The sequence below is a fragment of the Segatella copri genome (assembly GCF_009494395.1).
GTDB lineage: Bacteria > Bacteroidota > Bacteroidia > Bacteroidales > Bacteroidaceae > Prevotella.
On the sequence record NZ_VZCB01000046.1, the window covers coordinates 15,469 to 41,321 of the forward strand.

General features: G+C 42.2%; 28 protein-coding genes. 23 read left to right on the forward strand and 5 right to left on the reverse strand.

The annotated features are described in order from the left end of the window. Positions 1 to 760 precede the first annotated feature (760 nt). The 14 genes from F7D73_RS05165 (at position 761) to F7D73_RS05225 (ending at position 9,641) form a co-directional block, all read left to right on the forward strand. On the forward strand, positions 761 to 2,512 hold the full coding sequence (locus F7D73_RS05165) for an ATP-binding protein (RefSeq protein ID WP_153122751.1): 1,752 nt from the start codon (positions 761 to 763) through the stop codon (positions 2,510 to 2,512). A gap of 437 nt (positions 2,513 to 2,949) precedes the next feature. Next, complete coding sequence (locus F7D73_RS05170; protein WP_153122753.1) at positions 2,950 to 3,249, forward strand: nucleotidyltransferase family protein; 300 nt, start codon at positions 2,950 to 2,952, stop codon at positions 3,247 to 3,249. Positions 3,250 to 3,339: 90 nt separating this feature from the next. Further along, complete coding sequence (locus F7D73_RS05175) at positions 3,340 to 3,495, forward strand: protein tyrosine phosphatase (protein ID WP_119250421.1); 156 nt, start codon at positions 3,340 to 3,342, stop codon at positions 3,493 to 3,495. 169 nt (positions 3,496 to 3,664) lie between these two features. Beyond that, positions 3,665 to 3,898, forward strand: a complete 234-nt coding sequence (locus F7D73_RS05180) for a hypothetical protein (RefSeq protein WP_153122755.1) — start codon at positions 3,665 to 3,667, stop codon at positions 3,896 to 3,898. An 842-nt stretch (positions 3,899 to 4,740) separates the two neighbouring features. After that, positions 4,741 to 5,112 (forward strand): tellurite resistance protein TerB, encoded by a 372-nt coding sequence (locus F7D73_RS05185; protein WP_153122757.1) that lies wholly within the window; start codon positions 4,741 to 4,743, stop codon positions 5,110 to 5,112. An 8-nt stretch (positions 5,113 to 5,120) separates the two neighbouring features. Beyond that, positions 5,121 to 5,489: a hypothetical protein gene (locus F7D73_RS05190; RefSeq protein WP_153122759.1), complete on the forward strand. Its 369-nt coding sequence runs from the start codon at positions 5,121 to 5,123 to the stop codon at positions 5,487 to 5,489. Further along, entirely contained in the window at positions 5,486 to 5,800 is a 315-nt protein-coding gene (locus F7D73_RS05195; protein WP_022327162.1) for a hypothetical protein, read from the forward strand. The genes F7D73_RS05190 and F7D73_RS05195 overlap by 4 nt, the downstream gene beginning before the upstream one ends. A 5-nt stretch (positions 5,801 to 5,805) precedes the next feature. Further along, entirely contained in the window at positions 5,806 to 6,843 is a 1,038-nt protein-coding gene (locus F7D73_RS05200; RefSeq protein ID WP_144155403.1) for a hypothetical protein, read from the forward strand. Between the two features lie 4 nt (positions 6,844 to 6,847). Continuing rightward, the gene (locus tag F7D73_RS05205; RefSeq protein WP_153122761.1) at positions 6,848 to 7,543 is read left to right on the forward strand and encodes a hypothetical protein; all 696 of its coding nucleotides are present in this window, start codon (positions 6,848 to 6,850) and stop codon (positions 7,541 to 7,543) included. Between the two features lie 11 nt (positions 7,544 to 7,554). After that, on the forward strand, positions 7,555 to 7,896 hold the full coding sequence (locus tag F7D73_RS05210) for a hypothetical protein (RefSeq protein ID WP_153122763.1): 342 nt from the start codon (positions 7,555 to 7,557) through the stop codon (positions 7,894 to 7,896). A 60-nt stretch (positions 7,897 to 7,956) separates the two neighbouring features. Next, positions 7,957 to 8,127 (forward strand): hypothetical protein, encoded by a 171-nt coding sequence (locus F7D73_RS16030; RefSeq protein WP_186292341.1) that lies wholly within the window; start codon positions 7,957 to 7,959, stop codon positions 8,125 to 8,127. Positions 8,128 to 8,189: 62 nt separating this feature from the next. Next, positions 8,190 to 8,753: a hypothetical protein gene (locus F7D73_RS05215; protein WP_153122764.1), complete on the forward strand. Its 564-nt coding sequence runs from the start codon at positions 8,190 to 8,192 to the stop codon at positions 8,751 to 8,753. 182 nt (positions 8,754 to 8,935) lie between these two features. Continuing rightward, positions 8,936 to 9,367: a DUF1810 domain-containing protein gene (locus F7D73_RS05220; protein ID WP_228117638.1), complete on the forward strand. Its 432-nt coding sequence runs from the start codon at positions 8,936 to 8,938 to the stop codon at positions 9,365 to 9,367. A 49-nt stretch (positions 9,368 to 9,416) separates the two neighbouring features. Beyond that, positions 9,417 to 9,641 (forward strand): hypothetical protein, encoded by a 225-nt coding sequence (locus F7D73_RS05225; RefSeq protein ID WP_153122774.1) that lies wholly within the window; start codon positions 9,417 to 9,419, stop codon positions 9,639 to 9,641. A 313-nt stretch (positions 9,642 to 9,954) separates the two neighbouring features. Here the strand turns inward: F7D73_RS05225 and F7D73_RS05230 are convergent, their stop codons facing one another. Further along, on the reverse strand, positions 9,955 to 10,170 hold the full coding sequence (locus tag F7D73_RS05230) for a hypothetical protein (RefSeq protein ID WP_153122776.1): 216 nt from the start codon (positions 10,168 to 10,170) through the stop codon (positions 9,955 to 9,957). Between the two features lie 5 nt (positions 10,171 to 10,175). After that, entirely contained in the window at positions 10,176 to 10,346 is a 171-nt protein-coding gene (locus tag F7D73_RS16035; RefSeq protein ID WP_194256857.1) for a hypothetical protein, read from the reverse strand. Between the two features lie 190 nt (positions 10,347 to 10,536). Between F7D73_RS16035 and F7D73_RS05235 the strand changes: the two genes are divergently transcribed. Beyond that, positions 10,537 to 11,397: an ATP-binding protein gene (locus F7D73_RS05235; RefSeq protein ID WP_367383701.1), complete on the forward strand. Its 861-nt coding sequence runs from the start codon at positions 10,537 to 10,539 to the stop codon at positions 11,395 to 11,397. Positions 11,398 to 11,436: 39 nt separating this feature from the next. Continuing rightward, positions 11,437 to 11,781 carry an Imm40 family immunity protein gene (imm40, locus tag F7D73_RS05240; protein ID WP_153122778.1) on the forward strand — a complete coding sequence of 115 codons (345 nt, stop codon included), beginning with the start codon at positions 11,437 to 11,439 and terminating at the stop codon, positions 11,779 to 11,781. Positions 11,782 to 11,972: 191 nt separating this feature from the next. Here imm40 and F7D73_RS05245 read toward each other — a convergent pair whose 3' ends face one another. The 3 genes from F7D73_RS05245 to F7D73_RS05255 form a co-directional block, all read right to left on the reverse strand. After that, positions 11,973 to 12,968 carry a GYF domain-containing protein gene (locus F7D73_RS05245; protein ID WP_194256858.1) on the reverse strand — a complete coding sequence of 332 codons (996 nt, stop codon included), beginning with the start codon at positions 12,966 to 12,968 and terminating at the stop codon, positions 11,973 to 11,975. Positions 12,969 to 13,036: 68 nt separating this feature from the next. After that, positions 13,037 to 14,329: a clostripain-related cysteine peptidase gene (locus tag F7D73_RS05250; protein ID WP_153122783.1), complete on the reverse strand. Its 1,293-nt coding sequence runs from the start codon at positions 14,327 to 14,329 to the stop codon at positions 13,037 to 13,039. A gap of 88 nt (positions 14,330 to 14,417) precedes the next feature. Next, positions 14,418 to 17,099 carry a valine--tRNA ligase gene (locus F7D73_RS05255; RefSeq protein WP_153122785.1) on the reverse strand — a complete coding sequence of 894 codons (2,682 nt, stop codon included), beginning with the start codon at positions 17,097 to 17,099 and terminating at the stop codon, positions 14,418 to 14,420. 169 nt (positions 17,100 to 17,268) lie between these two features. Between F7D73_RS05255 and F7D73_RS05260 the strand changes: the two genes are divergently transcribed. The 7 genes from F7D73_RS05260 (at position 17,269) to F7D73_RS05290 (ending at position 25,785) form a co-directional block, all read left to right on the forward strand. After that, entirely contained in the window at positions 17,269 to 19,098 is a 1,830-nt protein-coding gene (locus F7D73_RS05260) for an ABC-F family ATP-binding cassette domain-containing protein (RefSeq protein WP_153122786.1), read from the forward strand. Positions 19,099 to 19,201: 103 nt separating this feature from the next. Next, on the forward strand, positions 19,202 to 19,807 hold the full coding sequence (yihA, locus tag F7D73_RS05265) for a ribosome biogenesis GTP-binding protein YihA/YsxC (RefSeq protein ID WP_153122788.1): 606 nt from the start codon (positions 19,202 to 19,204) through the stop codon (positions 19,805 to 19,807). A 15-nt stretch (positions 19,808 to 19,822) separates the two neighbouring features. Further along, the gene (locus tag F7D73_RS05270; protein ID WP_153122790.1) at positions 19,823 to 20,806 is read left to right on the forward strand and encodes a Gfo/Idh/MocA family protein; all 984 of its coding nucleotides are present in this window, start codon (positions 19,823 to 19,825) and stop codon (positions 20,804 to 20,806) included. A gap of 23 nt (positions 20,807 to 20,829) precedes the next feature. Continuing rightward, complete coding sequence (locus tag F7D73_RS05275) at positions 20,830 to 22,053, forward strand: DUF4421 domain-containing protein (protein WP_437182293.1); 1,224 nt, start codon at positions 20,830 to 20,832, stop codon at positions 22,051 to 22,053. 30 nt (positions 22,054 to 22,083) lie between these two features. Beyond that, on the forward strand, positions 22,084 to 22,926 hold the full coding sequence (locus F7D73_RS05280; RefSeq protein WP_367383702.1) for an N-acetylmuramoyl-L-alanine amidase-like domain-containing protein: 843 nt from the start codon (positions 22,084 to 22,086) through the stop codon (positions 22,924 to 22,926). A gap of 72 nt (positions 22,927 to 22,998) precedes the next feature. Continuing rightward, a complete protein-coding gene (htpG, locus tag F7D73_RS05285) occupies positions 22,999 to 25,056 on the forward strand; it encodes a molecular chaperone HtpG (protein ID WP_153122795.1) in 2,058 nt (685 codons plus the stop codon). A 195-nt stretch (positions 25,057 to 25,251) separates the two neighbouring features. Continuing rightward, entirely contained in the window at positions 25,252 to 25,785 is a 534-nt protein-coding gene (locus tag F7D73_RS05290) for an RNA polymerase sigma factor (RefSeq protein ID WP_228117639.1), read from the forward strand. Positions 25,786 to 25,853: the final 68 nt, after the last annotated feature.

The window sequence follows — 25,853 nt, forward strand, 5'->3', positions numbered from 1 at the left end:
TCAAAGCCTCGCCATACATTTCCATAGCGGTCATGTAATCTGCAAGAATAGCCTTCAAGGCTTTCTTGATGTTCTTAAACATTGTTTTCATAATCGTTATCCTTTCTTTTTTTTATTAATACTGTGGCATTGCTGCCAATCTTTCTTTTTACCTGAAGTGGTCTTATCTAAGACCCTTCTCAATCTTGTTGTTAACATGTACAGCCTGAGCAATCATGATTGCTACTACTGCGAGAATCATTACTGTTGTCATCATAATTTGTTTCCTTTCGTTCTTTAATGGAGCCTCGTTTCCGGGTCTCCTTTTTTACATTATCCTTATTACAATCTCTCTTTTGCTGGTGCAAAGGTAGTGCCTTTTTTTTGAATTCCTGTCACAAAGTCGTGACAAAATGATGAAAGAAGGGCATTTTTTGACGCATATCAAGCAGCATGGTCTGATGCCTTGATGTATGTCAAGGGGATTTGGCTTGTCATGCCAAATATGTCAGTCTTGTCTGTCTGATGTGGTAGGCCGATAAACACTAGGGTTTCGAGGGGTGAAGGGTGGAACGTACCATTAACCCGTGTAAATGGTTATTATTCAGAAGTATACGGCGTTTTAGTGAAGGGTAAAAAACGTTTTGCCTTTCAAAAAATAGTTCCCTCATAAAAATATGTCGGAATTTGCATCTCGTTATTTTTTCGGGATATTCCTTTGCTCGTATCATTATTTTTTGTATCTTTGCCCCCAAAAAAGGTGTTTTTAAACAATAGTGTCATGGAGCAGAATCAGTTAAAAGAAGTACCATATGGCGTATCGGATTTCGATGTAGTAAGAAGAGACAATCTATACTATGTCGATAAGACCATGTATTTGCCAAAATTGGAAAGTCAGGCTCGCAACCTCTTTTTCATTCGCCCTCGCCGTTTTGGTAAGAGCTTGTTCATCAGTATGCTTCGTGCTTACTATGATGTGAGACACAAGGATGAATTCCAGGAAAAGTTTGGTGGCTTATGGATAAGTCAGCATCCTACTTCCTTACAGGGAAAGTTTCAGGTGATGTATCTTGATTTCTCGCAGGTGGGAGGAAACATTGAAAAACTGGAAGAGCGATTCAATTTCTATCTGGGAGTTGAAATGGATGGTTTTGTGCGTGATTATCATGAATACTATCAGGAGGAAACCATCAGGAAGGTTCGGGAAACTGAAGATGCAGCAGGAAAGTTTTCCATTATCATCAATGAAGCTAAGTCAAAGTCATATCCTCTCTATCTTATTATAGATGAGTATGATAACTTTACGAATACCGTGCTTAACGAGCATGGAGAGGATGTATATAGGGCTATCACGCACGCTGCAGGATTCTATCGAGACATCTTTAAGAAGTTTAAAGGTTCTTTTGATCGTATATTCATTACGGGTGTCAGTCCTGTTACATTGGATGATGTAACCAGTGGCTTCAATATCGGCTGGCATATTTCTACCAATGAGGAATTCAATCAGATGTTGGGTTTCTCTACGGAGGATGTGCGAGAGATGTTCACCTATTATAAGGAAAAAGGGATGATGCGTCCTGATAGCAACATCGAGGAAATCATTGAAGAAATGAAGCCTTGGTATGATAACTATTGTTTCTCCAGGGGAGCCTTGGAAACTCAGAGTAGGATGTTCAACTGCGATATGGTGCTCTATTTCCTTCGCAATTTCATGAATCGGGGAGAAGGTCCCAAGGAAATGATAGATCCGAATACTAAGACGGATTACAACAAGATGCGCAAGTTGATTCAGCTTGACAGACTGGATGGTGACCGCAAGGGTATTATTCGGAAGATAGCAGAGACAGGACAGATTATCACTCGATTGGAAGAGACATTTCCTGCCAGAATGATAACCAATCCTCAGATATTCCCGAGTTTGCTATTCTATTATGGCATGCTTACCATCAAGGGCACCTTTGGCAGCCAGCTGGTTTTGGGAATTCCTAATAATAATGTTCGCAAGCAATATTATGGCTATTTGCTGGAAGAGTATCAGGATGATAGGTATGTTAATCTGTCTGACTTGGAATATAAGTTTACGTTGATGGCTTTCGAAGGAAAGTGGAAGGATACTTTGGAATATATGGCTTCGGCATACGCAGCCGTTTCATCCGTTCGGGATTCCATAGAGGGCGAGCGTAATCTGCAGGGCTTCTTCATGGCGTATCTGAGCCTTAATAGCTATTATTATACGGCTCCCGAGTTGGAATTGAATCATGGTTATTGTGATTTCTTCCTCTTGCCGGATTTGACGCATTATCCAACGAAGCATAGTTATATTTTGGAATTGAAATTAATTCCAAAGAAAGAAAAGGGAATGTCAGGAAAGGTGCATGAGGAGTTAATAGCCAAGCAATGGCAGGAAGCAGAACTTCAGATCAAGAAATATGCTGAAGCTCCGAGAGTTGAGGCTTTGCGACAGAAAACCCAGTTGCATAGAATCATTATGCAGTTTGATGGTTGGAAGTTGCATAGAATAGAAGAGGTGTAGATAGGGAAAGAATGAGCTGAGGCGTTATAAAGAATAAGTTTTCTTTACATTAGCTTGCCTGAGATTCTCGTATTTTCAGACGCTTATTGTTTCTTTCAGAATATTGCAAATATGAAGAAATGTAGTAACTTGTTGGTAATTAAGCGTTTGTGATTTCGTGACAAGATGGTGCCGTTGAGGAAAATCTATAGTTGTACGACTATAACCCCTATAGTTGTACAACCATAACTCTACAGTTGTACAACCATAGCATGTATAGTCGTACAACTGTAACTTTATAGTCGTACAACTATAGGTCTTTTTCTTAATATAGAGCAGAAAACGGGGATTTCCAGCCTTTCAAACCTCTTGTTTTTATCGCTAGATTCAAAACTTGTAGGTATATGAATTTTGGTTATAAATATTGACGGGAGGTTGGATATTAAAAGATAGGTGTTATGATGACAGTTCAAGATTATATAGCAATAATTAGGCAAAATAGTTCCAAGATTACTCAAGATTTTGGAATCAAGACCTTGCGCATTTTTGGTTCCGTATCACGAAATGAACAAACAGAGCAAAGTGATTTGGATATTTGTGTAGAAACAGAAACTCCTAATCCTTTTTTATTGGCCGATTTGAAAGAATTCTTAGAGGACTTGTTTAAGTGCTCTGTTGATGTTGTGCGTATTCACAAAAACATGAATCCTTTCTTCAAATCAAGAATAGAACGGGATGGAATCTATGCAATACGATAAAATAAAGATTTTCTCATTTTACTTTGGCGTTTACGTTAGAATGTAGTATCTTTGCAATTGTAATTCGAACTAAAATGGAGGAATAAAGGTATGGATACAACAAAGTTAACAAGGGAAGAAGCGTTGCGCCGTTGGAATGCTTCTAAGGAAACCAAGCGTAAGATGGTTGAAAAGCTAGAAACCTTGGTAAGGAATAGTTGTCTTGAACGTACAGGCAAAGAACCTATTGGGATAGAAGTATGGTAGTCGAAACATTGTCTCTAGACACGATTAATGCCAATTCTTTGCAAAGTTTGCAGCAAACCTTGCAAACTATGCAGAGACTAAGAGTTGGTACGGAGAGGGTACGGAGTTGGTACGGAGCGGGTCTAGCTATGATATCTTGTGGGGAGGTTTGCAAAAACTAAAGTATTACATGATGGAAAAGATTATTGTTGACGTTGCGTGGTGCGACAGGAATTATGGCGGTTCTCTTGGTAGTAATGTACCAGGAGCGGTGGTTTTTACAGCACCAACCCTTGAAGCTTTGCAAAAAGAAGCAAAGGAAAGTCTGGAGTTTCATATTGAAGGCCTTATGGAAAATGGGGAAGATGTTCCCGAATGGCTGAAGAATGGGGATTATGAGTTTGAGTATAATATTATAAGATAAGATCAGTTGTGTTCTGGTTTTAGCAAAGAGGGTGTGTCATAAGTAAATGATTCTCCCTTTTTGTTTGTTGGAATGTTACTGATATGTTGTTGGAAAACATAGTATAAGTTGTTAGATAAGATAGTATATGTTTTTGAGTTAGTTAGTATCTCCGGTCGCACAACAGCTGTTGTGCGCTTGCATATCAGCTGATATGCGCTTGCACAACAGGTGATGTGCATGCGTAGGTCAACTGTTATGCGCCAACTGTAATTTAGACTTATGACGCCTTCTCTTTGTCATTTGGTACATACTGAATGGCATTTCATACAAGGTAGGTTTAGATATTTGTAGGATAGGTAAGTTAGAGGTTTATGGGCATTGGAACCGTCATGAAATAGGAATGTGGAAGTGCTATCTTTTCGGTAGTGGTGCCATCCGATGCCTTTTTCTAATCCTTTTCAGAAAAAATCGAGTCCTAACGATAAAAAAATAGCAAAAAGTTTGGCGGTATCAAGAATATTGCTTACTTTTGCCATAGAGTTGGAGCAGGCGGAAAAGAACGGCTGCGATGAAGACTCAAATGAATGAGCGTATTGAACGTTATCCTAGAATAGAAATGTGGAAGTTTCGAAATCTGCTTGGATAGTGAACAGTATTCTCACGCCTTTAGGATTATTGTATCCTTTTCAAAATGGAAAAGGAATGATATACCCTTTTGGCGTGGGCTATTGTCCTATGCTAGCAGATAGGTCCTTCCACAACCTCTATTCTGGCTTAAAGGCAATAGTCCCACGCCAATTCATAATACTTTAATAACTAATGCAACTTCTGGGAACAAGTTGTGTAATGTAATTATAACTATGCAATTTAATGGTTTGGAATTATCTGCTATTGTAAAGTTAGCAAAGGCAATGGTTGCTGTTGATGGAAAAGTAGAAAAATCAGAATTGTCTGTAATGGCACTTGAAATGGTTAAGTTTGGAGTAAATCCTGATGCTGGTATGGATTTCTGGAATTTGGCGGATGCTTTGGATTTTGGACATGCAATTGCTGTTATTTCTGCAATGAATCAAGAACAGAAAAAATATGTAACAGGTTATTTGGCAACAATTATGGCTGCTGACGGTGAAATTGCAGATTCCGAGGTCACTTTATGGAGGTTGATTTCTACATTAGCAAATTTACCAGCGATGAATATTGGCGAAGCTATTACTTTTTGGAAGAATAATTAGTCGATGATATGTATATAGATTTTAATGATATTGTTATAGAGCTGGATGCTTCCGTTAGACATATAACTTCTGCTGCATGTATGCACTTATCTAGTATCTTGGAAAATGGTATTGTTTTGGCAGATAATCCAACTCCATATATAAAGATAGGTAAAGACAAGATAGATTTTGGAAAATCTTATAACCCTGATTTGATGGAAATGTCTGGTTTGATATTTCTAAATTTCTATAAGGAATATGGCAATATAGTGTATCGTTATGGAAGTAACTTAAAGTGTTCTTTTTGGAACAAAACTTTAGATTATGTGGGACTTATGCCCCCTTCTGTTCCAGATAATATTCAGTTGTATAATTTGATTTATCCAAGATTCGTATGATTACAATAGAAAAAACTTATGGTGTGAAAGGAGTTGCAAATGATGCAACCATGCTTCGTCTGCAGGAGTTAATCTTTTTGGCTAAGAAACAGTATGGTTTAGTGGGAAAGGCTGTTATTGATACGGAAAAGATTACGTATTCTAAGTTTGGGTTAAAACTAGGATTACACCGTTTGTCAACAAATGGTCTTGTTGTTACAGAGAATGGCATCATAAGATATGATGGTTTTCTGAATCCTATTGTTTATGACAAGCAAATTCTAAGGGACTTATGCCGTCTCTTCGACACGTCTTGTCTATTTTTAATTTAATGGGGATGATACGTTCTGATAAGCTTATAGACAAATTGGTAGCTGACCTGCATTTCCATCATTATTTAGAGATTACTGGTGATGATTTGTATGGTGAGAATCGAAATGTTGTCGTTAGTAATTCTAAAAAAGAAGTTATAGAAAACTATATTGATGATGTTTTTATTGACTTCTTTTTTAGAACGCAGAATTTTTCCCCTTTAGTTATACCACGAAAGTTTTTGGAAAATGGTGAAGAAAATAATCAAGGTTATAATTCTGAGATAATATTGCAGCTTAACAAACATCATGACCGCTGTGTTTTTGTAAAATACATGTCACGGATATTTGCTGTTAATAGTCTTTTGGCTAAAGAATATGCTGATAATTATTTTGTTAAGAGCTTCCTTCATTTGTCAAGGAACTATGGTCCTTTTTGGAAAGTTGTAGTATTGATGCCAAATACACCATTAGGGTATGAATATGATGCGTATCTTTCCTCTCTTTATGGTTATAGGCAATCTCAATCTAAACCTCAGTTTAGGGCAAAGGAAATCGAAGCGTTTAATAAGTTCTATCAGGGTAATTGGGGCAGTTTCAATTACAACGGCTTGACTACATATGGATTACTCCTTATGGAGCGAAGATATGGTGATTACCAAAAGATAAAAGATTCTCATCTATTCGGAGAATATACATTGGAAGATGTACTCTTATTATATGCTTTACTCGTAGATAAATTTGTCTTGACAGATAATAATATTACAGGCTTCTTGGCTAAGTCTCTCTCGACAAACAATATGGTATTGAAAATGTTTGCAGAGTTTGAAACGGCAAATCAAGATGCCCGTTTAATAGAGTCATACATTTGTCAACGTGATCTTTATTTGAGATTTATCAGTCCTGTAAAGAGTAAGGCTGTAACGTATAAGATTTTTGGGGGTGGAGCGAATCAACGGGTAGAACTTCAATTTTTTAACCAGGATGTAGTGATATCCGAATGCAATGGTAATACGTTGCCTCTTCCTTTTTATTATCATAGAGATATAAACTTAATAGATTAAAACTATGTATGTTAGAATTATAGACCAAGGAGAATGCCTTTCTACTACAAGAGAATATGTAGACGGGGTATATGCCAACAAAAATGAGTGGGCTAAACATAATTTCTATCCAAAGAACGGAATGGTGGGTGAATTGGTTAAAAGAACCCCATCAGCATATATTGTAAAGATTATGGATGGAATATATGTTCCGATGACAAGAAATGGCATTGAGGAAATTTCTTCCAAAGACTATGAGGCTGGTATAAAGAATAATCTTTGCTGTGGCATGGATGAAAGACAGAAAAAAATAAACGAAGGTTTGGTCACCTTCTATGAACAAACAGGAAACGATTGGTTTCATTTGTCAGACATGCGCGAAGCTTTTAAACAAGATATTGTTCGTAATATAGAAAAATTATCTTGTGATTTCAAACATGATATTTTCCTCTCTGATTTGGAAAAGTCTGCAACAATGTATGCTGTCGATATGTGTCTGGAATATCGGCGGAAATCTGGGACTACTTTGGCTCCAGTTGTGATTGCTGACATTTCCAGTCAGGTTTGTGATGTTTATATGGAATTCTTTAAAGGACAATTTAGACAGGCCAATAAAAATAATTGTATGCAATCAATATCTGAGATGCTTTCACATTCTAATGTTAGAGATATTGTAGACAATTATTATCAGAAAGTAAATGAACGTTATAGTTGGAGTTAATTGTAAATAAGATGGAATTTAATGTATCTGTTCAAGAATTGTTGAAGGCAATTGGTAATTCAAATATTAAGTCTATTGATGACAATCATTCTGATAAAATGTTTGTAAAACTGAGTAATGCTATAATTATAGGAGAACCTGATTGGAATTATAGAGTTTTCTCTTTAGTTATAGTTTATGAGAAGGAAAGGGTGAAATGCGTAATTCTTAATATGCTGATTGATCCTTTGCATTCGCAAGAATTGTGGACAAAAGTTCTTCAGGAAGGATTTTTAAATTTAGAATTATATCCAGCAACGATAGAAGATGAATATTTGGTCGGGACGTTTTGTTTAGTTCCAATTAAATGCTGAAACTGAGAATATAGTATAGGAACCGTTTGGGTAAGTGAATATTGAAAATAATTGTAGTTTATGTCAAAGTTTAAAATTCCAGGAGTTTCATTCTCCTTAAACCGGGCACTCGGTATCACGCAGGCAAAACAGAAGTTTGCACGTGAGACGGGGATTCCAACCTCTAAGGCTGGATTAGAAAGAAAAGTGGGTAAGATGGTGTTGAATGCCATTTTTAGAAAGAAGCGATGACTGGGCATCGCTTCATCTGAGGTTATATACAAATGAAATAGTAATCAATAATGAATAAAATTATGGAAAAAGAATGGTTTAATGGTTTTGTAGCCAATGGCTTGCAATTTAGATTGGATGGTTATATGATAACCAACTATGGCGTTACATATCATATTGGCGTAAAAAATATCTCTGGGCACCTTGTAGAGATAGAGGATTGTGTATATTTTCGATTTAATTCCAAGAAAGTGCGTAAGAGAAATGAGCTCGGACAATATTATCTCTTACCGGGAGGTTTTGTTCCTTACGCTGAAGTTTGGAAATCTGCCAATTTTCTGAATATGCAAACACAGCAAGCTGCGTTTGTAACTAAAGCAGCATTGATGCCTGGTAAGGAGTATCTTGTCAAGATTCATTGGAATGGAGCCAAAGAGTTAATGCAAGATGAATCGTTTATTACTGAATGTGCTAATGATATATTGTCGGCACATGATTTCCTTCATCTAGAGTTGAGAATTAGCAATTTCGTAAAAATGACTATCTGCCCTTCGGACAAGGAAAATGATTATTCATGGTTTGTTTCTCAAAAAGAAGTTTGTGAGAATTATGGGGTGTATGTTCCCGTATCTTCTACTTCCAAATAAGGTAAGGTTATTGCTCCCTATTCATTTGCGAACGGAACTGCTGTAGAATTAGATAAAACGTTAAAACGAGGATGAATTTTTTGAAATTAAGTGTCACTTTTGTGAAGTCTTTGAGTGCTTTATTCGTTCCCTGTAAATGCCCCAAACGAATTGATAATGAGAAAATTGTCGCTGGTGAAAGCTTGGCGTCCGATTCTACACCTTCGGACAGTATCGGATATCCAAAGGCTCAGCAGCCACACTATGATCTCTTGCGCTTCCTGGATGCACAGGAGTTTGCCTATACCCAGGCTTTAAGTGAACTGAAAGGAGGTAGAAAACAAAGCCATTGGATATGGTATATCTTCCCGCAACAGAAGGGACTCGGACATAGTTACAATTCAAAATACTATGGCTTGGATGGCGAGGGTGAAGCCAGAGCCTATGTTGAACATGAAATTTTGGGTGATAGACTCCGTGAATGCAGCAAGGCGCTCTTGCTCCACAAGGATAAGGACATCAAATATATCATGGGAAGCGGAATTGACGTGCTGAAACTCAAAACTTCTATGCGTCTCTTCAATAAAGTGAGTCCTAATGATGTGTTTGAGGAAGTATTGGATGCATTCTTTTAAAAACGTTCAGAAAAGTCTTAATAAGAGAACATAGGTTTCCCTTAATAATATGACCAGGACATCTGAAGTTGTAACAAATAAAGGAAATACCTCTGGAATTATCCATACGGATGATGGCATCTATGCTGACTTCTGTGGTTACTTCCCCGTAGAGAAACCGAAATACACGGTATTCGTCAGCTATAAAAGACCGGAGATTCCGGTTTCCGGAGGAGGTATGGCAGGACAAACATTTAGAACGATTGCAGAACAGATAATGAAAACTTGTAAGTAGTCAAGAATTCTTTAAAGATGATTATGTTTCATCAAAAGACAAAGAGGGTGTGTCATAAACTAATGACGCACCCTCTTTTCTGATATTTCTTAAGATAATGCAAGGTATCATCTGTCTTTTTCTGCCTAGCATTAGAAATTCCTGCAGATTATAAAAATTCTAGAATCTGAGTAATCACGTCTAAGAAAATCTATAACTTCGTACATCAGGGAGTAGTAGAAGCATCAGAGAATCGTCAACATCCCGTAATGTGGGGTAAGTTTGATAGGAATATGGTGGTGATGAAATGGTGAGAGATTAAATACTCGTATCTTTACCAATCGAATTCGTTTTTGAAATCAGCCATCATTTCTAGAAAGTCAACGGCGTAGCCTGTTCTTGCATATTCTTCTTCACGGGCAAAGACATGATTCACCAACTCGTCATTATTGCATGATGTCATAAAAGGATATTCTTCGGATTCGTTAGTCTCAGTTCCGCAGTCGAACGACTTTATTCTTGTATCTTTTGTTAATCTAATCAGTTCCATATCGCTTAAATACAAACTTTTACAGTTTTAAGAAATGCAGAACATCCCTCTTCTACTTTTTTTCTGTTAGCCATTCTTTCCTCTTTGGTCATGTTTTCTACACGTTGCATTTCTTCTTCAAATTTACGTGCTGCTTTGCCATAGAGAATTGGCGTTTCTTTGATTGGTCTTGCCATATTTATATCCTCCTATGATTAATGATTATGAGTCTTCTGCAAAGGTACGAGTTTTTTATCAAATCACCAAAGTTTTGCGCAGGTTTCTTCCTCCTTTGAATCTTTCATGCAAAATAATGACAGGTAAACCAAGGATATATGAAAATAAAATTGTATCTTTGCACCAAGTTATATTAAAATAGGTAGCAATATGAAATATCCTATAGGAATACAAGACTTTGAGAAAATCATAAAGGATGGCTATGTATATCTGGACAAGACAGGCTTGATCTATGATTTGGTTCATAATGGAACAATTTACTTTCTGAGTCGTCCTCGACGATTCGGAAAATCATTGCTCGTATCTACTTTGAAATGCTATTTCGAGGGAAAGAAGGAACTTTTTAAAGGACTTTCCATCGACAAACTGGAGAAGGAGTGGAAGCAATATCCTGTGTTGCATCTCTCTTTTGGTGGACAAAATTATATTGAGCCTTATACCCTGGAGCATGTTTTGGAGGAATTTGTTGCCCGTGCTGAACTTGTTTATGGAAAGGATGAACTTGCCAAGACTTTGAGTAGTCGTTTTCGAGCCGTACTCAAGAAAGCTCACGCAAAAACTGGAGTAAGAGCAGTTGTACTCATCGATGAGTATGACAAGCCTTTGCTTGATGTGATGGATATGGATATTTCTGTGCAGAATGAATATGGAAAGATGACTTTGGAGGATTATAATCGTAATCTTCTTAGAGGCGTTTATTCTGTGTTCAAGGAAGCGGATGATGACCTGCAGTTTGTTTTGCTCACGGGTGTCACCAAGTTCTCGCAGGTAAGCGTGTTCTGTGGCTTCAATCAGCCTAACGACATCAGTATGGACGAGCATTATGAGGCACTTTGTGGTATTACGGAAGAGGAATTGTATTCTACCTTTGATGAGCAAATCAAAGCGATGGCTGTGAGATATAAGACCACAGAGGAAGGAATGAAATACAAACTGAAGAGGAAGTTTGATGGTTATCGCAAACGAATACTTCCTTTGTGTAAGCATGTGTATGCTTTTTATCCGCACTAGCTCAAAGGCTCATGTATTAAGCATAAACAGACCCATAAAATGAAACGGAATGATATAATTTCAATTATTCAAGATAATAATATTTCCGAATATTATTCCTTGATGGATTTAGGTATTGAAGGCTATGCTTTTCCATGTCAAGAAGCACTAAAAATAGTGCAGACATGTAAACTCTTAGCGATTCCAATCTTAGGAGGTGATGTATATAGTATGAATGATTCTACTATAGAAAGCACTAGTGATAATTGGTATTATAATAGAACTCCAGATGAGTCATATTACGATTACGTGCAAAATAGTTGTAATAAATCCGAATCTTACATCAGGACTTTTATAAATCATTTTTGTGATAAGCCTTTATTTTCTTTTGTCCTAGAAGCTTAATAGGAATAATCAAATACTGGCAGAATAGGCTGTGATTAATGACGCTGATGGAACAACTATCGTACAACATATTTATACCAACAAAAAGAGGGTGTGTCATAAACTTATGACACACCCTCTTTCTTATATTTCTTAAGATGATGCTGGGCATCATTTATTAATCTTAGCCTAGCATTAGAAATTCCTGCAGATTATAGGAATTCCAGAATCTTATCGATAAACTTTTCTACTTTAGAAGAATCGGTAGCCTCATCTAACTTCTGGTTTATCTTTTCTTCTATTTTCTTGCCTACCTTGTCTGCTGCTTTATCCATGGCCTGGTTTGCCTTGTCTTCCAGTCTTTTCTGAACCTTGGCACCAAAACCTTCATCGGCAGAAGTATCATCGGAAGAACTGGTGCTTTCATCGTTGGTTCCATCAATGGAAGAGGTGTCGTCGGATGAGGAAGAGTTCATTTCTTCCAGCTGCAGATTGTCGGCACCTTCCAGCGCCTTTACCATATCATCGGCATTCATGGTGTAAACTGTGCCAAGAATACCGAAGCTGACGGTGTGCTGCTTGCCATTAAACTCTACGGTACCTTTAGAACATACAATGTAGTTGTGGTATTCGAAGAGCTGGTTCATGGCTTCATCCATGACGCTGCCCGCCATCATCTTGGCTACCGAGCGGAGGGCTTGAGTGAAGAAATTGTTGTCAGAAGTGCTGGTTGCCTTTTCGATGGCTTTGCCTACTTCCGTGCGAACCTTCTCCTTGTGGGCATCAGCTCCTGGATTGGAAACAGCGAAAACGGCTATGATGAAGACAATCAAGCCGATAATCAGCTTTATTGCCATATGGCTCTTTCGTTTCTTTGGTTGCTGCTGGAAGTTGGCATTCATGGTTGCTCCCTGTTGGAAACCTTGCTGGTAAGCCTGTTGCTGAGCCTGCTGATATGCCTGTTGCTGAGCCTGCTCAGAAGTTTGCTGCTGAGGCTCTTGGTTTTCCTGCTGGTTCGTGCTGTTTGGCTTGTTGGCTTCAACAGCCTCCAGTACAATTCTCAATTCTTCAACTTTCCAAGCCGGTGTCCAATCTGCCATTCCCTGCTTCCAGACTAATGTTTCAGGGCTGATGGCTTTCTGGACAAGCTGGTCCTGACTGAAAGGACCTGCTTGCTGACCGTTATTGTCTATGATAAAATATTCCATCTTTGTTTTTTGATTTTTGTACATTGAACTTAATGAAGCGGTCTAGCCTGTGGTCAAACCGTTTCATGTTAATGTGTAGCTTTCCACCAACCGGTCTTCTCTCTTCCCTTGATAGCTACGCTGTTCTGGCTAGGGTCGGAGATGGAAAGACCGCAATAGTTCTTCACCTTGAAGGTCTTGCCATAAAAACTCATTAAGGCAGTATAGGCTTCATCCGTATGTTCCGCTGCCTTGATGGTGAGCTTTAATTGTGATGTGAACTCATCTTTCAGATAGCCGCTAGGGTAGAGGCTGTCTACATAAACCGAGAGATCGTAGAAGAGATTTGGCGAGAAACCATCCAGAGGCTGGATAGAGTCGAGTGGCACTGTCGAAGCCAATGTATATTTGCTGTTGATCTCCTTCATGATGCTTGCCAGTTTGTCTATCTGTCGGCAGTCAATAGCCGCCATGTTGCAGTAAGGGACATTGGAATTCTTATAGAAGTTGACGACGCCTGATACTGCGCTGGAATAGTTTGGCACAGATGAACAGAGATAGCTCCATATTGTCTTGTATGGGATGCCTTCGCCCATCACTTCGCTGCTGGAACTGATCAGGAAGTTGGTTACATCCTTCAGTTCGTAAGCCGTCTCTACATTGCCCATGTAGCAGGCATCGAAGAGGATGAATTGCATCTTGAGTCCGCTGAGTTTGATGCCTTCGGCTAAGGTGGAAACGTCGATGGCATTGTCTGCCTGACTTACGCTTCCAAAGAAGCGGGTGACAGGTTTGTTGGGATCACTGCCAAACTGGATGCCGCTAAAACTGTTGGAAGTAGCATTGGATACAGCATTTTCATCATTTCCCTTTCTGATGGAACCGCCTTTTGGTCGTGCCTTATATGGATAATTCACCCAGTCGTTGGCGTAAGTCCATCCGCAACCATGTGCTCCGATAATCAAGGAGTAGTTGAGGGCTTCTGCGTTTTGTCTTACATCGTTCAGCAAGTCAGCGAATCCTTCTGCTGTGCAATGACTGTTGCCTTCGTATTTCTTGATAGGAATACGGTTCACGGTCTTGGTTGTTGCGTCATACTGAAGATCGTAGAGTGTGCTCTGATTGTATTTTTCGGTGAAGAAAACCAAAACTCTTGTATTGGTAAGGCCCTTCTTGTCTACGATACCAGCGCACATGCTGTCTACATTGTTTTCCAGGTAATCTTTCAGACCGGAAGTGTTGGTTCCACCCGTCCAAGGATAGAAGACGAAAATAGTCTGCTTGTTGACTGTTTCCACATCAACGGCTTCATCGCTACAACTGGTGAAAGTCATAGCAAGTGAAAACAAACATATAAATAAGGTGAAAAGCTTCTTGATCATGTTTCTCTTGAAAATATGAAATGTTAAGTGTGAAATGCTAAGTTCTTACACTTAACATTCCGCACTTAACATGATAAATATTAAACTATTATTTCTTCTTGAGCTCCTCGATGGTTGCCTTGAGGGCAGCAATCTTCTCAACAGAGTCGCTTTCCTTCTTGCGCTCCAGGGCTACTACCTTTTCTGGAGCGTGAGCTACGAAGTTCTCATTGCTGAGCTTCTTGCGTACGCCCATCAGGAAGCCTTCCAGGTGCTTGAGCTGAGCCTCTGCCTTCTCAATCTCGGCTGCTACGTCGATGAGGTCGCCCAATGGTACGGCAAACTCGTCGGTACCTACCATGAAGCTTGATGCATCGGCACTCTTCTCAGCGATGACCTCAATCTTGTCGAGGTTGGCCATCTTCAGAGTTACGTCGTTGTAAGCCTCGAAATCGTTCTTGCCTACTACCTGGAGAGACAACTGCTCCTTCTGGGCAATGTTCTTCTGGTTGCGAACGGTGCGAACACCGGCAATGATCTGCTTCACAGCCTCGATATCTGCTGCCAACTTCTGCTCCTCAGCTGTAGGTGCAGGAATTTCCAGCTTCTCGCGCATGATGCTCTCGCCATCCTTGCGGTCGTAGATGTGCTGCCACAACTCCTCGGTGATGAATGGCATGAATGGATGCAACATCTTCAGGAGGGCATCGAAGAAACGGAGGGTAGCGTCGTAGCTCTTCTGGTCGATAGGCTGGCCGTAAGCTGGCTTCACCATCTCCAGGTACCAAGATGAGAACTCATCCCAGAACAGCTTATATACAGTCATCAAAGCCTCAGAGATACGGTAGTCCTTGAACTGTTTCTGCATCTCCTCGTTCACCTCTTTAAGCTTGGCATCAAACCACTTCACGGCGATTTCTGCACTCTTAGGCTGCTCGATATCTGCAGTCTCCCAACCCTTAACGAGGCGGAAGGCATTCCAGATCTTATTGTTGAAGTTACGTCCCTGCTCGCAAAGGCTCTCGTCGAAGAGGATGTCGTTGCCGGCTGGAGCGCTGAGCATCATACCCATACGAACACCGTCGGCACCAAACTTGTCAATCAGATCCAATGGGTCTGGTGAGTTACCGAGACTCTTGCTCATCTTGCGGCCGAGCTTATCGCGAACGATACCTGTGAAATATACGTGCTTGAATGGCATCTTGCCACGATACTCGTAGCCAGCCATGATCATACGTGCTACCCAGAAGAAGATGATGTCCGGACCAGTTACGAGGTCGGAAGTAGGGTAGTAGTAGTTGATCTCCTCGTTGTCTGGATGCTCGATGCCATCAAACAGAGAGATAGGCCACAACCATGAAGAGAACCAGGTGTCGAGGCAGTCGCTCTCCTGCTCAAGATCCTCAGCCTTGATGCTGGCATTCTTCTCCTGAGCGAGCTTCAGAGCCTCCTCTGCAGTCTCAGCTACCACGAAATCCTTCTTGCCGGCATTGTCGAAGTAGTAGGCTGGGATGCGGTGACCCCACCAGAGCTGACGGCTGATACACCAGTCCTTGATGTTCTCCAACCAGTGGCGATAGGTGTTCTTGTACTTCTTAGGATAGAACTCGATGTCATCGTCCATCACAGGAGGGAGGGCGATGTCGGCAAAGTGCTGCATCTTGAGGAACCACTGTGTAGAGAGCTTTGGCTCGATAGGCACATTGGTACGCTCAGAGAAGCCCACCTTATTATTATAGTCCTCAATCTTCTCCATCAATCCGGCGTTCTGAAGGTCGATGGAAATCTGCTTGCGCACGTCCATGCGGTCCATGCCAACATAGAGACCTGCTGCCTCGCTGATGGTACCGTTGTCGTTGAAGATATCGATGGTCTCCAAACCGTGCTTCAAGCCGAGGGCGTGGTCGTTGATATCGTGAGCTGGAGTTACCTTCAAGCAACCGGTACCGAACTCGATATCTACGTATGTATCCTCGATGACAGGAATCTCGCGGTTTACGAGAGGCACGATTACGTGCTTGCCCTTCAGCCAGGTATTCTTCTTATCCTCAGGGTTGATGCACATGGCAGAGTCGCCCATGATGGTCTCAGGACGGGTGGTAGCTACCACGGCATAGTAACCCTTCTCATCCTTGTGCATCACGTTCTCCTCATCCACCTGCTGGCAGTCCTGCTCTACTACGTAGTACTTCAGATGATAGAGCTTAGAGTGCTCGTCCTTGTAGATAACCTCCTCGTCAGAGAGCGCAGTCTGAGCCTTAGGGTCCCAGTTAACCATGCGCACGCCACGATAGATGAGACCCTTCTTGTAAAGGTCGCAGAATACGTGGATGACGGCACGAGAGCGAGTCTCGTCCATGGTGAATGCTGTGCGGTCCCAGTCGCAGCTGGCACCGAGCTTGCGGAGCTGCTTGAGGATGATGCCGCCGTGCTCGTGAGTCCAGTCCCAGGCATGCTTGAGGAACTCTTCGCGGGTGAGGTCTGTCTTCTTGATGCCCTGCTGAGCGAGGCGGTTAACCACCTTTGCCTCAGTAGCGATACTGGCGTGGTCGGTTCCAGGTACCCAACAAGCGTTCTTGCCCTCCATGCGAGCACGGCGAACGAGAATATCCTGAATTGTATTGTTGAGCATGTGTCCCATGTGGAGCACACCCGTTACGTTTGGTGGAGGGATCACCACTGTATAAGGTTCACGACCATCTGGCTTAGAGCTGAAAAGCTTGTTGTCGAGCCAGTACTGATACCATTTACTTTCCACTGCTTGTGGATCGTACTTACTTGCTAATTCCATTCTTAATATGTCTTTTTAATTTTCTAATCTTTTTATCTTCGAAAACTGCCCCAAAAGTTACCGCAAACAATCAATTATACGATAAAATATGCAAGTTTCCTTAAAAATACGGTGCAAAGATACTACTTTTTGAGCGAAAATCATTATCTTTGCATGAAAAAATTGCAGAATGGCTAGTCAGATACCATATTTAGACGTACAAAACCTCACCAAACGATTTGGTGCGCAGGTTCTTTTTGATAAGATTTCCTTCTCTATCGCCGAAGGACAGAAGGTAGGACTCGTGGCACGTAACGGCACGGGAAAGTCTACCCTGATGTCTGTTCTGATGGATAAGGAGGGACATGAAAGCGGTGATATCATCTATCGTCGCGATTTGAAGATAGGATATTTGGAGCAGTCTCCTCAATTCGATCCGGAGGAGAGCGTGCTCGATGCTTGTTTCAATCATGAGGGAGACCCGGAGAAGGTGCTCCGTGCCAAGCAGATCCTGACCCAGTTACATATTACCAATATGGAGCAGCCGATGGGACAGCTTAGCGGAGGACAGCAGAAACGTGTTGCCCTGGCTAATGTGCTGATAGAGGAGCCCGATTTCCTGATGCTCGATGAGCCTACCAACCACCTTGACCTGGAAATGATAGAATGGCTGGAGGGATACCTGAACAGAGGAAACAAGACCATCTTCATGGTTACTCACGACCGTTTCTTCCTGGATAAGGTGTGCAATACCATCCTGGAACTTGACGATAAGACCATCTATACCTATAGAGGCAATTATGCCTACTATCTGGAGAAACGTCAGGAGCGCATGGATAATCTCCGGGCTGAAATTCAGCATTCCAAGAATCTCTACCGCAGGGAGCTTGACTGGATGCGCCGCCAGCCTCAGGCACGTGGTCATAAGGCTAAGTATCGTGAAGATGCTTTCTATGAACTGGAGAAGGTGGCCAAGCAGCGTATCGAAGACAGACAGGTGCGCTTGAAAGCATCTACCGTATACATCGGTTCCAAGATATTTGAATGCCAGTATGTTAGCAAGGCTTTCGATGACCGTGGTCAGAAGAAGGTGATACTCGATAACTTCTATTACAACTTTGCCCGATTCGAGAAGATGGGTATCGTGGGTAATAACGGAACGGGTAAGTCTACCTTCATCAAGATGCTCTTGGGTGAAGTTCAGCCGGACAGCGGAAAGTTTGACATCGGTGAGACGGTTCGCTTCGGCTATTTCTCGCAGGAAGGCTTGAAGTTCAAGGAAGACCAGAAGGTGATTGATGTCATTACCGAGATTGCCGATTATATCGACTTGGGAAATGGCAAGCACATGACGGCTTCGCAGTTCCTGCAGTTCTTCCTCTTTACTCCAGAGGAACAGCACAACTACGTATATAAGTTGAGTGGAGGCGAGAAGCGCAAGCTCTATCTCTGTACGGTGCTGATGAGGAATCCTAACTTCCTGGTTCTCGATGAGCCTACCAACGACCTCGATATCCAGACCCTCCAGGTGCTGGAGGAGTACCTGCAGGATTTTGTCGGTTGCGTTATCGTAGTAAGTCACGACCGTTATTTCATGGACAAGGTTGTGGATCATCTTCTGGTGTTCAAGGGCGAGGGCGAGATACAGGATTTCCCTGGCAACTATACGCAATACCGTGACTGGAGCCGATTGCAGGAGAAGGATGAGGCAGAGAAAGCTGCGGCTGCTGCTAAAACTGCCAGCAGTAATGCTGCAGTCAATGATGGTGCCGGCACCGCCAAGCGTGACGCCAACTTCGAGAACAAGCGCAAGATGAGCTATAAGGAGAAGCGTGAATATGAACAGCTGACCCAGGAAATAGATAAGCTCACCGAAGAGCAGAAAAAGTTGGAAGAAGCTCTGTGCAGTGGAACGCTTTCGGTAGATGAACTGACGGAAAAGAGCAAGCGCCTGCCGGAAATCAAGGATGAACTTGATGAGAAGGAAATGAGATGGCTGGAATTGTCAGAGATGCTATAGACTTTGAACTTTGAACATTGAACTTTGAGGTTTGAACATTGAACTTTATGATTAGTTCGTTTGCTGACATTTAGTGATTAACATAATAATAGAAAACATAACGATGGAAATTAAGAAATCTGAATTTACAATATCTGCTCCACGAGTGAGCATGTGTCCTAAGGATAATAAGGCAGAGTATGCCTTTATCGGTCGAAGCAATGTGGGTAAGTCTAGTCTTATCAATATGCTTTGTAATCATAAAGGTTTAGCTAAAACTTCAGCCACACCGGGTAAGACGTTGCTGATCAATCACTTCATTATCAATAATGAATGGTATCTGGTTGACCTTCCCGGCTATGGTTTTGCCAAGCGTTCCAAGACCGTCCAGAAGCAGTTGGAGCAGATGATCAGCAGCTATATCCTGCAGCGTCCTCAGTTGGCAAACGTCTTTGTTCTTATCGACGTACGCCATGACCAGCAGAAGATTGACCGTGAATTCGTAGACTGGTTGGGCGAAAGCAATGTGCCATTCTGTATCGTTTTCACCAAGGCAGACAAGCTGGGACCGGTAAAGGCTCGTATGAATGCCGAGAAATGGATGCATGCATTGGAAGATCGCTGGGAAGAGCTTCCTCCTTACTTCATTACTAGTAGTGAGAAAAAGATGGGACGTGACGAAGTGCTCGATTATATTGACGAGATCAACAAGTCGCTTGCTGGAGAATAAAAATCATCGAAACGTATGAAACAGATCAATTGGGGATTTATCGGCTGCGGAGAAGTAACCGAAAAGAAGAGCGGACCGGCCTTCAATGAGGTGGAAGGTTCGCAGGTCGTGGCTGTGATGAGCCGTAGCGAGAACAAGGCTCGTAGTTATGCTGAGCGTCATCATATCCGTAAATGGTATACGGATGCCCAGGAATTGATAGACGACCCTGATGTAAATGCCATCTATATCGCTACTCCACCATCGTCTCATGCCACCTTTGCCATCATGGCAATGCGTGCAGGAAAGCCTGTTTATATAGAAAAGCCATTGGCAGCAAGCTATAACGACTGTATCCGTATCAACCGTATCAGTGAGCAGACCGGTGTTCCTTGCTTTGTGGCATATTACCGTCGTTATCTTCCATATTTCCAGAAAGTGAAGGAGATCATTGAAAACGGTACCATCGGCAAGGTAATCAATGTACAGATCAGATTCTCTGTGCCTCCACGTGACCTTGACTATAAAAACGAAAAGGAATTGCCTTGGAGATTGCAGCCGGATATTGCAGGTGGAGGTTATTTCTATGATTTGGCCCCACACCAGATTGATTTGTTGCAGAATATTTTCGGTGTTATCACCCGTGCACATGGCTATCCTGCCAATCGTGCTCATCTCTATAAGGCTGAGGATACCGTTTCAGCTTGTTTCTTCTTCGAAAATGGGGTTACGGGCAGTGGAAGCTGGTGCTTTGTGGGACATGAGAGTGCAAAGGAAGACTGTATCGAGGTTATCGGTGATAAGGGTTCCTTGTCTTTTTCGGTATTTACATACGAACCTATCGTTCTCATCACGAGTGAAGGAAAACAGAGTATTACCGTACCAAATCCTTCCTATGTGCAATTGCCGATGATCAAACATGTCATAGAGCATTTGCAGGGCATCGGGCATTGCGACTGTACGAGTATCTCGGCTACACCGGTTAACTGGGTGTTAGACCGTGTTTTGTGGAAGAATTAGACTTAAAATAAGAAAGTCTCTGTATGAGAAAAATTTGTTTTTTGTGGATGATGTTAACCTTTTTTCTGCTGCCTGTAGGGGCAGCAGAAGAAGAGGTTTTGTCTGCAAAAGACGATGAAAAGAAGGTGGAGGTAACTGATACCCTTTATGTACGCCATCTTTTCAATTCTACCATGTTTAAGCACAACTCCACGGATAGCCTGATAAGAGCCCGCCATAAGCGGACTTTCTTTCATCAGGTGGGCAATGTCTTTACCCGGTTCTTCCGGGAATTCAATACCACAGATTCTTCCTATATCGAAGACCAGCATTACAACTATACAGTAATGCTGCAGAATACGAATACCTACGAGATTTATACCTTGCGCAACAAGGAGGGACAGAGCATTACCTTTGCCCCTGACCCTTCCTGGCGATTAGGTCCGTATCTGGGATGGCGATGGGTATTCCTGGGTTATACTTTCGACTTGAAGCATATCAATGCCAATAACAGTCATACGAATAAAAAGGAGTTTGACTTGAGTCTCTACAGCAGTCTGCTGGGTGTTGATCTCTTCTGGCGTCAGACAGGTAATGATTATCATGTGAAGCGCATGAATCTGGGAGAACATATCAACTGTGATGCGATGAGGAAGGCGCCTTTCGGGGGATTTAAATCGAGTATCAAGGGGCTCAACCTTTACTATATCTTTAATCATCGAAGATTCTCTTATCCAGCTGCTTATGCGCAGAGTACCGTGCAGCGCAGAAGTGCGGGCTCCATGCTCCTGGGTATCGGATATACCCAACACAAACTGGAAGTGGATTGGGACAAGCTCACCCAGCTTGTTGATGAACGCTTGAACCAGGGTGTCCCTTCTGGAGAGCAGGCTAAGATAGACAGTAGCCTGATGTTTTCGCAGGTGAAGTATAGTGATATCAATGTGAGTTGTGGCTATGCTTATAACTGGGTGTTCGCCAAGAATTGGCTTTTCAATGCCTCGCTCTCGGTGGGGCTTGCCTACAACCAGTCTACCTCGGATAGCGAAAGTGAACATTTCGACATCAAGAACTTCCGTTTCAGGAATGTCAACCTGGATGGTATAGGAAGATTTGGAGTAGTATGGAACAATACCCGATGGTATGCGGGCATGAGTACTATCATCCATTCTTATAATTATAGAAAATCTCAGTTCTCTACCAATAATTCCTTCGGTTCGGTCAATCTGTATTTCGGAGTTAATTTTGGAAGAAAACGTAATCATTAAAACTGTAGGAAGATGAAAATTCTAAAGAGAGTGTCTGTATTAGTTTTGGCTGTCCTGTCGTTGATGCCATCTATGGCAAAGAGTGGTGTTGTGTATCAGCGCCAGGACAGTATTCGTATCGTCAACTTGTTGAAGCAGGCAAAAGCCTTGAAGACGAAACCTGCCAACTGGATGCTGTGGTTTGGCAAGCAGTTTGTGGGGATTCCATACGTTGGAGGTACCTTGGATAGGACAAAGGAAGAGGTTCTCATCGTGAATACACGTGAACTCGACTGTACCACCTATGTAGAGATGGTGACTGCCCTGACGATGTGCGCCCAGAAACATGAAACCTCCTTTGCTTCCTTCTGCAAACATTTGAAACACGTGAGATATGTAGGTGGGGAAGTATCTTATATGAAGCGCCAGCATTATTTTACCATTTGGATGGACGATAATGAAAAGGAGGGTATCGTCAGAAACATCGCTCCTAATCCACCTTTTACAGCCATCCAGACTGTCAATGTCAACTGGATGTCTACTCATACATCGAGCTATAAGATGCTTTCGGCTCATCCTGAATGGAAAGCAGGTATTCGCCAGTTGGAGCAGAGCGTAAACGGGAAGAAATACCGTTATGTTCCCAAGTCGACCATTGCCAATAACCAGATATTCAGAAAGGCTATCCATGACGGTGACATCATCGTGATTGTTACCAATAAGAAAGGATTGGACACCACGCATATCGGTCTGGCTTCCTGGCACAAGGACGGACTCCACCTGCTCAATGCAAGCAGTATACATAAAAAAGTAATAGACGAACCGATGACACTGTATACCTATATGCAGAAACATCCGGTGCAGATTGGCATCCGTGTGTGTAGGGTGCTATAATTTGGCACGCTATTTGTATAAGCCATAGCAAATATTAAAAATAAAATAATAACATTTAAAGATATAATAACTATGGCACAGAAAGGTAATATCGGTGTAACGACAGAGAACATTTTCCCTGTCATCAAGAAATTCTTATATTCAGATCATGACATCTTCCTCCGTGAGATGGTTTCCAACGCTGTGGATGCTACACAGAAGTTGAAGACTCTCGCAGCTCAGGGTGACTTCAAGGGTGAGATTGGCGACACTACTGTACGCCTCTCTCTCGACGAGAAGGCTGGTACCCTCACTATCAGCGACCGTGGTATCGGTATGACAGAGGAGGAAATCGATAAATATATCAACCAGATTGCATTCTCAGGCGTAACCGACTTCCTCGACAAGTATAAGGAGAATGCCAATGCCATCATCGGTCACTTCGGTCTCGGTTTCTATTCTTCTTTCATGGTAGCCAGCAAGGTGGAAATCATCACCAAGAGCTACAAAGAGGGTAGCAAGGCTGTAAAGTGGAGCTGCGACGGTTCACCAGCTTTCGAAATCGAGGACGCTGACAAGGCTGACCGCGGTTCAGATATCGTTCTCCATATCGCTGACGACTGCAAGGAATTCCTCCAGAAGAGCAAGATCGAGGAACTTCTGAACAAGTACTGCAAGTTTATGGCAGTGCCTGTGGCATTCGGCAAGAAGACGGAGTGGAAGGACGGCAAGAACGTGGAGACAGACGAGGATAACATTATTAATAATGTGGAGCCTCTCTGGACCAAGACTCCTAGCACCTTGAAGGATGAGGACTACAAGAAGTTCTATCATACTCTCTATCCAATGCAGGACGATCCATTGTTCTGGATTCACCTGAACGTAGATTTCCCATTCAACCTGACGGGTATTCTCTACTTCCCACGCATCAAGAACAGCATCGACATGCAGCGCAACAAGATTCAGCTGTATTGCAACCAGGTGTTCGTAACAGACCAGGTAGAGGGCATCGTTCCTGAGTTCCTGACCCTGTTGCATGGTGTTATCGACTCTCCGGATATCCCATTGAACGTGAGCCGCAGCTACTTGCAGAGCGACAGCAACGTGAAGAAGATTTCTACCTACATCACCAAGAAGGTGGCAGACCGCTTGAACTCTATCTTCAAGGAGAACCGTAAGGAATTCGAGGAGAAGTGGGATGACCTCAAACTCTTCATCAACTACGGTATGCTTTCACAGGATGACTTCTACGACCGCGCCAAGGACTTCGCTCTCCTGAAGGATGTAGAGGGCAAGTACTTCACTTACGAGGAGTACAAGACGCTGATCAAGGACAACCAAACCGATAAGGATGGCAACCTGGTATATCTCTATGCCAACAACAAGGAGGAGCAGTACTCTTACATCGAGGCTGCCAAGCAGAAGGGTTATTCAGTGCTCCTGATGGAAGGTCAGCTGGATACTCCAATGGTCAATATGCTGGAGCAGAAGTTGGAGAAGAGCCGCTTCACCCGTGTGGATGCGGATATCATCGACCGACTCATCGTAAAGGAAGATGCCAAGAAGACAGATTTGACAAAAGACCAGTCTGACAACTTGACAGAAGTATTCCGTTCTCAGATGCCTAAGCTCGACAAGGCAGAGTTCTTCGTAGAGATTCAGGCATTGGGCGAGCAGAACCAGCCGGTGCTCATCACCCAGAATGAGTACATGCGCCGTATGAAGGCAATGAGCCAGTTCCAGGCAGGCATGAACTTCTACGGTCAGATGCCAGACAGCTACAACATCGTATTGAACTCCGACCATGCTTTGGTGAAGAAGGTATTGGAGGATGCTGAGGCTAACACAGCAGATGCATTGAAGCCAATCCTTGCAGAAATCAAGGGTCAGGAAGCTCGTCTCGCAGTGCTTCATCAGGAGCAGGGCAAGAAGAAGCCAGAGGAGATTACCCAGGAAGAGAAGGATGATGTTCACAACACAGAGAAGGCTATCAGCGACGAGAAGGCAAAGCGCAATGATATCATCTCGGGCTATGCCAAGAACAACAACATTGTTCATCAGCTCATCGACCTCGTCCTGTTGCAGAACGGTATGCTGAAGGGTGCTTCTCTCGATGCTTTCCTGAAGAGAAGTGTGGATATGATCAAGTAATTGGGGCTTTGTTAAAGCGTATATTACTTTACGAAATGTAACATTGAAGGTTACAAATTGTTTCTAGATATGTGCTAAATGTTTCAAAGTAGACATTTAGCACATTTTTTTATCTCGTTTCTTTGGTGATGCAATCTGTTTTTCGTACCTTTGCAATACAATTAACGTAAAAGCATAATGATCAAAACCACCATCATGGAACAAAACATTGAATCTAAGCACAGCATCATTGCTGAATACTATACGGAGTGCTACGCCGAATTGAAAGGGTTTGTAGCTTCTCGCTTGCTGGGGGATGAAAAAGCCGAGCAGGCAGAAGATATCGTGCAGAATGTTTTCGTGCGCCTGTTGAAGATGGATTGTATGATTACACGTATTACTTTACCTTGTCTGGTATATACTATAGCACGCAATCTTATTCTGGATTATTGGCGTCACAGGCACAGTCTGGAAAAATATGAGTATGTGGTCCGGAACACTGATTGGCAGAACAGGTATGTAGATGATGTTGCTACCATCTATTCTGCCCATGAGATTCAGAGGAAACTGGAAGACGGTATTGCACAACTTTCAGAGAAGCAAAGTAGTGTCTACAGGTTAAACCTGGAAGGAATGACGGTGAAGGACATTGCTCTCCACCTGAACATCAAATATAAGTGTGCAGAGCATTATTTAGGTAATGCGCGCAAGAGTGTGCGAAGATACGTAAAAGAGGAAATGGCTTCTTAGTTTTTATATGTGTGTAAGAAAGAAATATGTGTATAAGATAGGAAATATGTGTGTAAAATAGAAAAAGG

Bases quoted from the DNA above. Each gene is read 5' to 3' on its own strand.
- F7D73_RS05165 (WP_153122751.1), top strand. From the start codon at position 761: ATGGAGCAGAATCAGTTAAAAGAAGTACCATATGGCGTATCGGATTTC.
- F7D73_RS05170 (WP_153122753.1), top strand. From the start codon at position 2,950: ATGATGACAGTTCAAGATTATATAGCAATAATTAGGCAAAATAGTTCC.
- F7D73_RS05175 (WP_119250421.1), top strand. From the start codon at position 3,340: ATGGATACAACAAAGTTAACAAGGGAAGAAGCGTTGCGCCGTTGGAAT.
- F7D73_RS05180 (WP_153122755.1), top strand. From the start codon at position 3,665: ATGATGGAAAAGATTATTGTTGACGTTGCGTGGTGCGACAGGAATTAT.
- F7D73_RS05185 (WP_153122757.1), top strand. From the start codon at position 4,741: ATGCAATTTAATGGTTTGGAATTATCTGCTATTGTAAAGTTAGCAAAG.
- F7D73_RS05190 (WP_153122759.1), top strand. From the start codon at position 5,121: ATGTATATAGATTTTAATGATATTGTTATAGAGCTGGATGCTTCCGTT.
- F7D73_RS05195 (WP_022327162.1), top strand. From the start codon at position 5,486: ATGATTACAATAGAAAAAACTTATGGTGTGAAAGGAGTTGCAAATGAT.
- F7D73_RS05200 (WP_144155403.1), top strand. From the start codon at position 5,806: ATGATACGTTCTGATAAGCTTATAGACAAATTGGTAGCTGACCTGCAT.
- F7D73_RS05205 (WP_153122761.1), top strand. From the start codon at position 6,848: ATGTATGTTAGAATTATAGACCAAGGAGAATGCCTTTCTACTACAAGA.
- F7D73_RS05210 (WP_153122763.1), top strand. From the start codon at position 7,555: ATGGAATTTAATGTATCTGTTCAAGAATTGTTGAAGGCAATTGGTAAT.
- F7D73_RS16030 (WP_186292341.1), top strand. From the start codon at position 7,957: ATGTCAAAGTTTAAAATTCCAGGAGTTTCATTCTCCTTAAACCGGGCA.
- F7D73_RS05215 (WP_153122764.1), top strand. From the start codon at position 8,190: ATGGAAAAAGAATGGTTTAATGGTTTTGTAGCCAATGGCTTGCAATTT.
- F7D73_RS05225 (WP_153122774.1), top strand. From the start codon at position 9,417: ATGACCAGGACATCTGAAGTTGTAACAAATAAAGGAAATACCTCTGGA.
- F7D73_RS05230 (WP_153122776.1), bottom strand. From the start codon at position 10,170: ATGGAACTGATTAGATTAACAAAAGATACAAGAATAAAGTCGTTCGAC.
- F7D73_RS16035 (WP_194256857.1), bottom strand. From the start codon at position 10,346: ATGGCAAGACCAATCAAAGAAACGCCAATTCTCTATGGCAAAGCAGCA.
- F7D73_RS05235 (WP_367383701.1), top strand. From the start codon at position 10,537: ATGAAATATCCTATAGGAATACAAGACTTTGAGAAAATCATAAAGGAT.
- imm40 (WP_153122778.1), top strand. From the start codon at position 11,437: ATGAAACGGAATGATATAATTTCAATTATTCAAGATAATAATATTTCC.
- F7D73_RS05245 (WP_194256858.1), bottom strand. From the start codon at position 12,968: ATGGAATATTTTATCATAGACAATAACGGTCAGCAAGCAGGTCCTTTC.
- F7D73_RS05250 (WP_153122783.1), bottom strand. From the start codon at position 14,329: ATGATCAAGAAGCTTTTCACCTTATTTATATGTTTGTTTTCACTTGCT.
- F7D73_RS05255 (WP_153122785.1), bottom strand. From the start codon at position 17,099: ATGGAATTAGCAAGTAAGTACGATCCACAAGCAGTGGAAAGTAAATGG.
- F7D73_RS05260 (WP_153122786.1), top strand. From the start codon at position 17,269: ATGGCTAGTCAGATACCATATTTAGACGTACAAAACCTCACCAAACGA.
- yihA (WP_153122788.1), top strand. From the start codon at position 19,202: ATGGAAATTAAGAAATCTGAATTTACAATATCTGCTCCACGAGTGAGC.
- F7D73_RS05270 (WP_153122790.1), top strand. From the start codon at position 19,823: ATGAAACAGATCAATTGGGGATTTATCGGCTGCGGAGAAGTAACCGAA.
- F7D73_RS05275 (WP_437182293.1), top strand. From the start codon at position 20,830: ATGAGAAAAATTTGTTTTTTGTGGATGATGTTAACCTTTTTTCTGCTG.
- htpG (WP_153122795.1), top strand. From the start codon at position 22,999: ATGGCACAGAAAGGTAATATCGGTGTAACGACAGAGAACATTTTCCCT.
- F7D73_RS05290 (WP_228117639.1), top strand. From the start codon at position 25,252: ATGGAACAAAACATTGAATCTAAGCACAGCATCATTGCTGAATACTAT.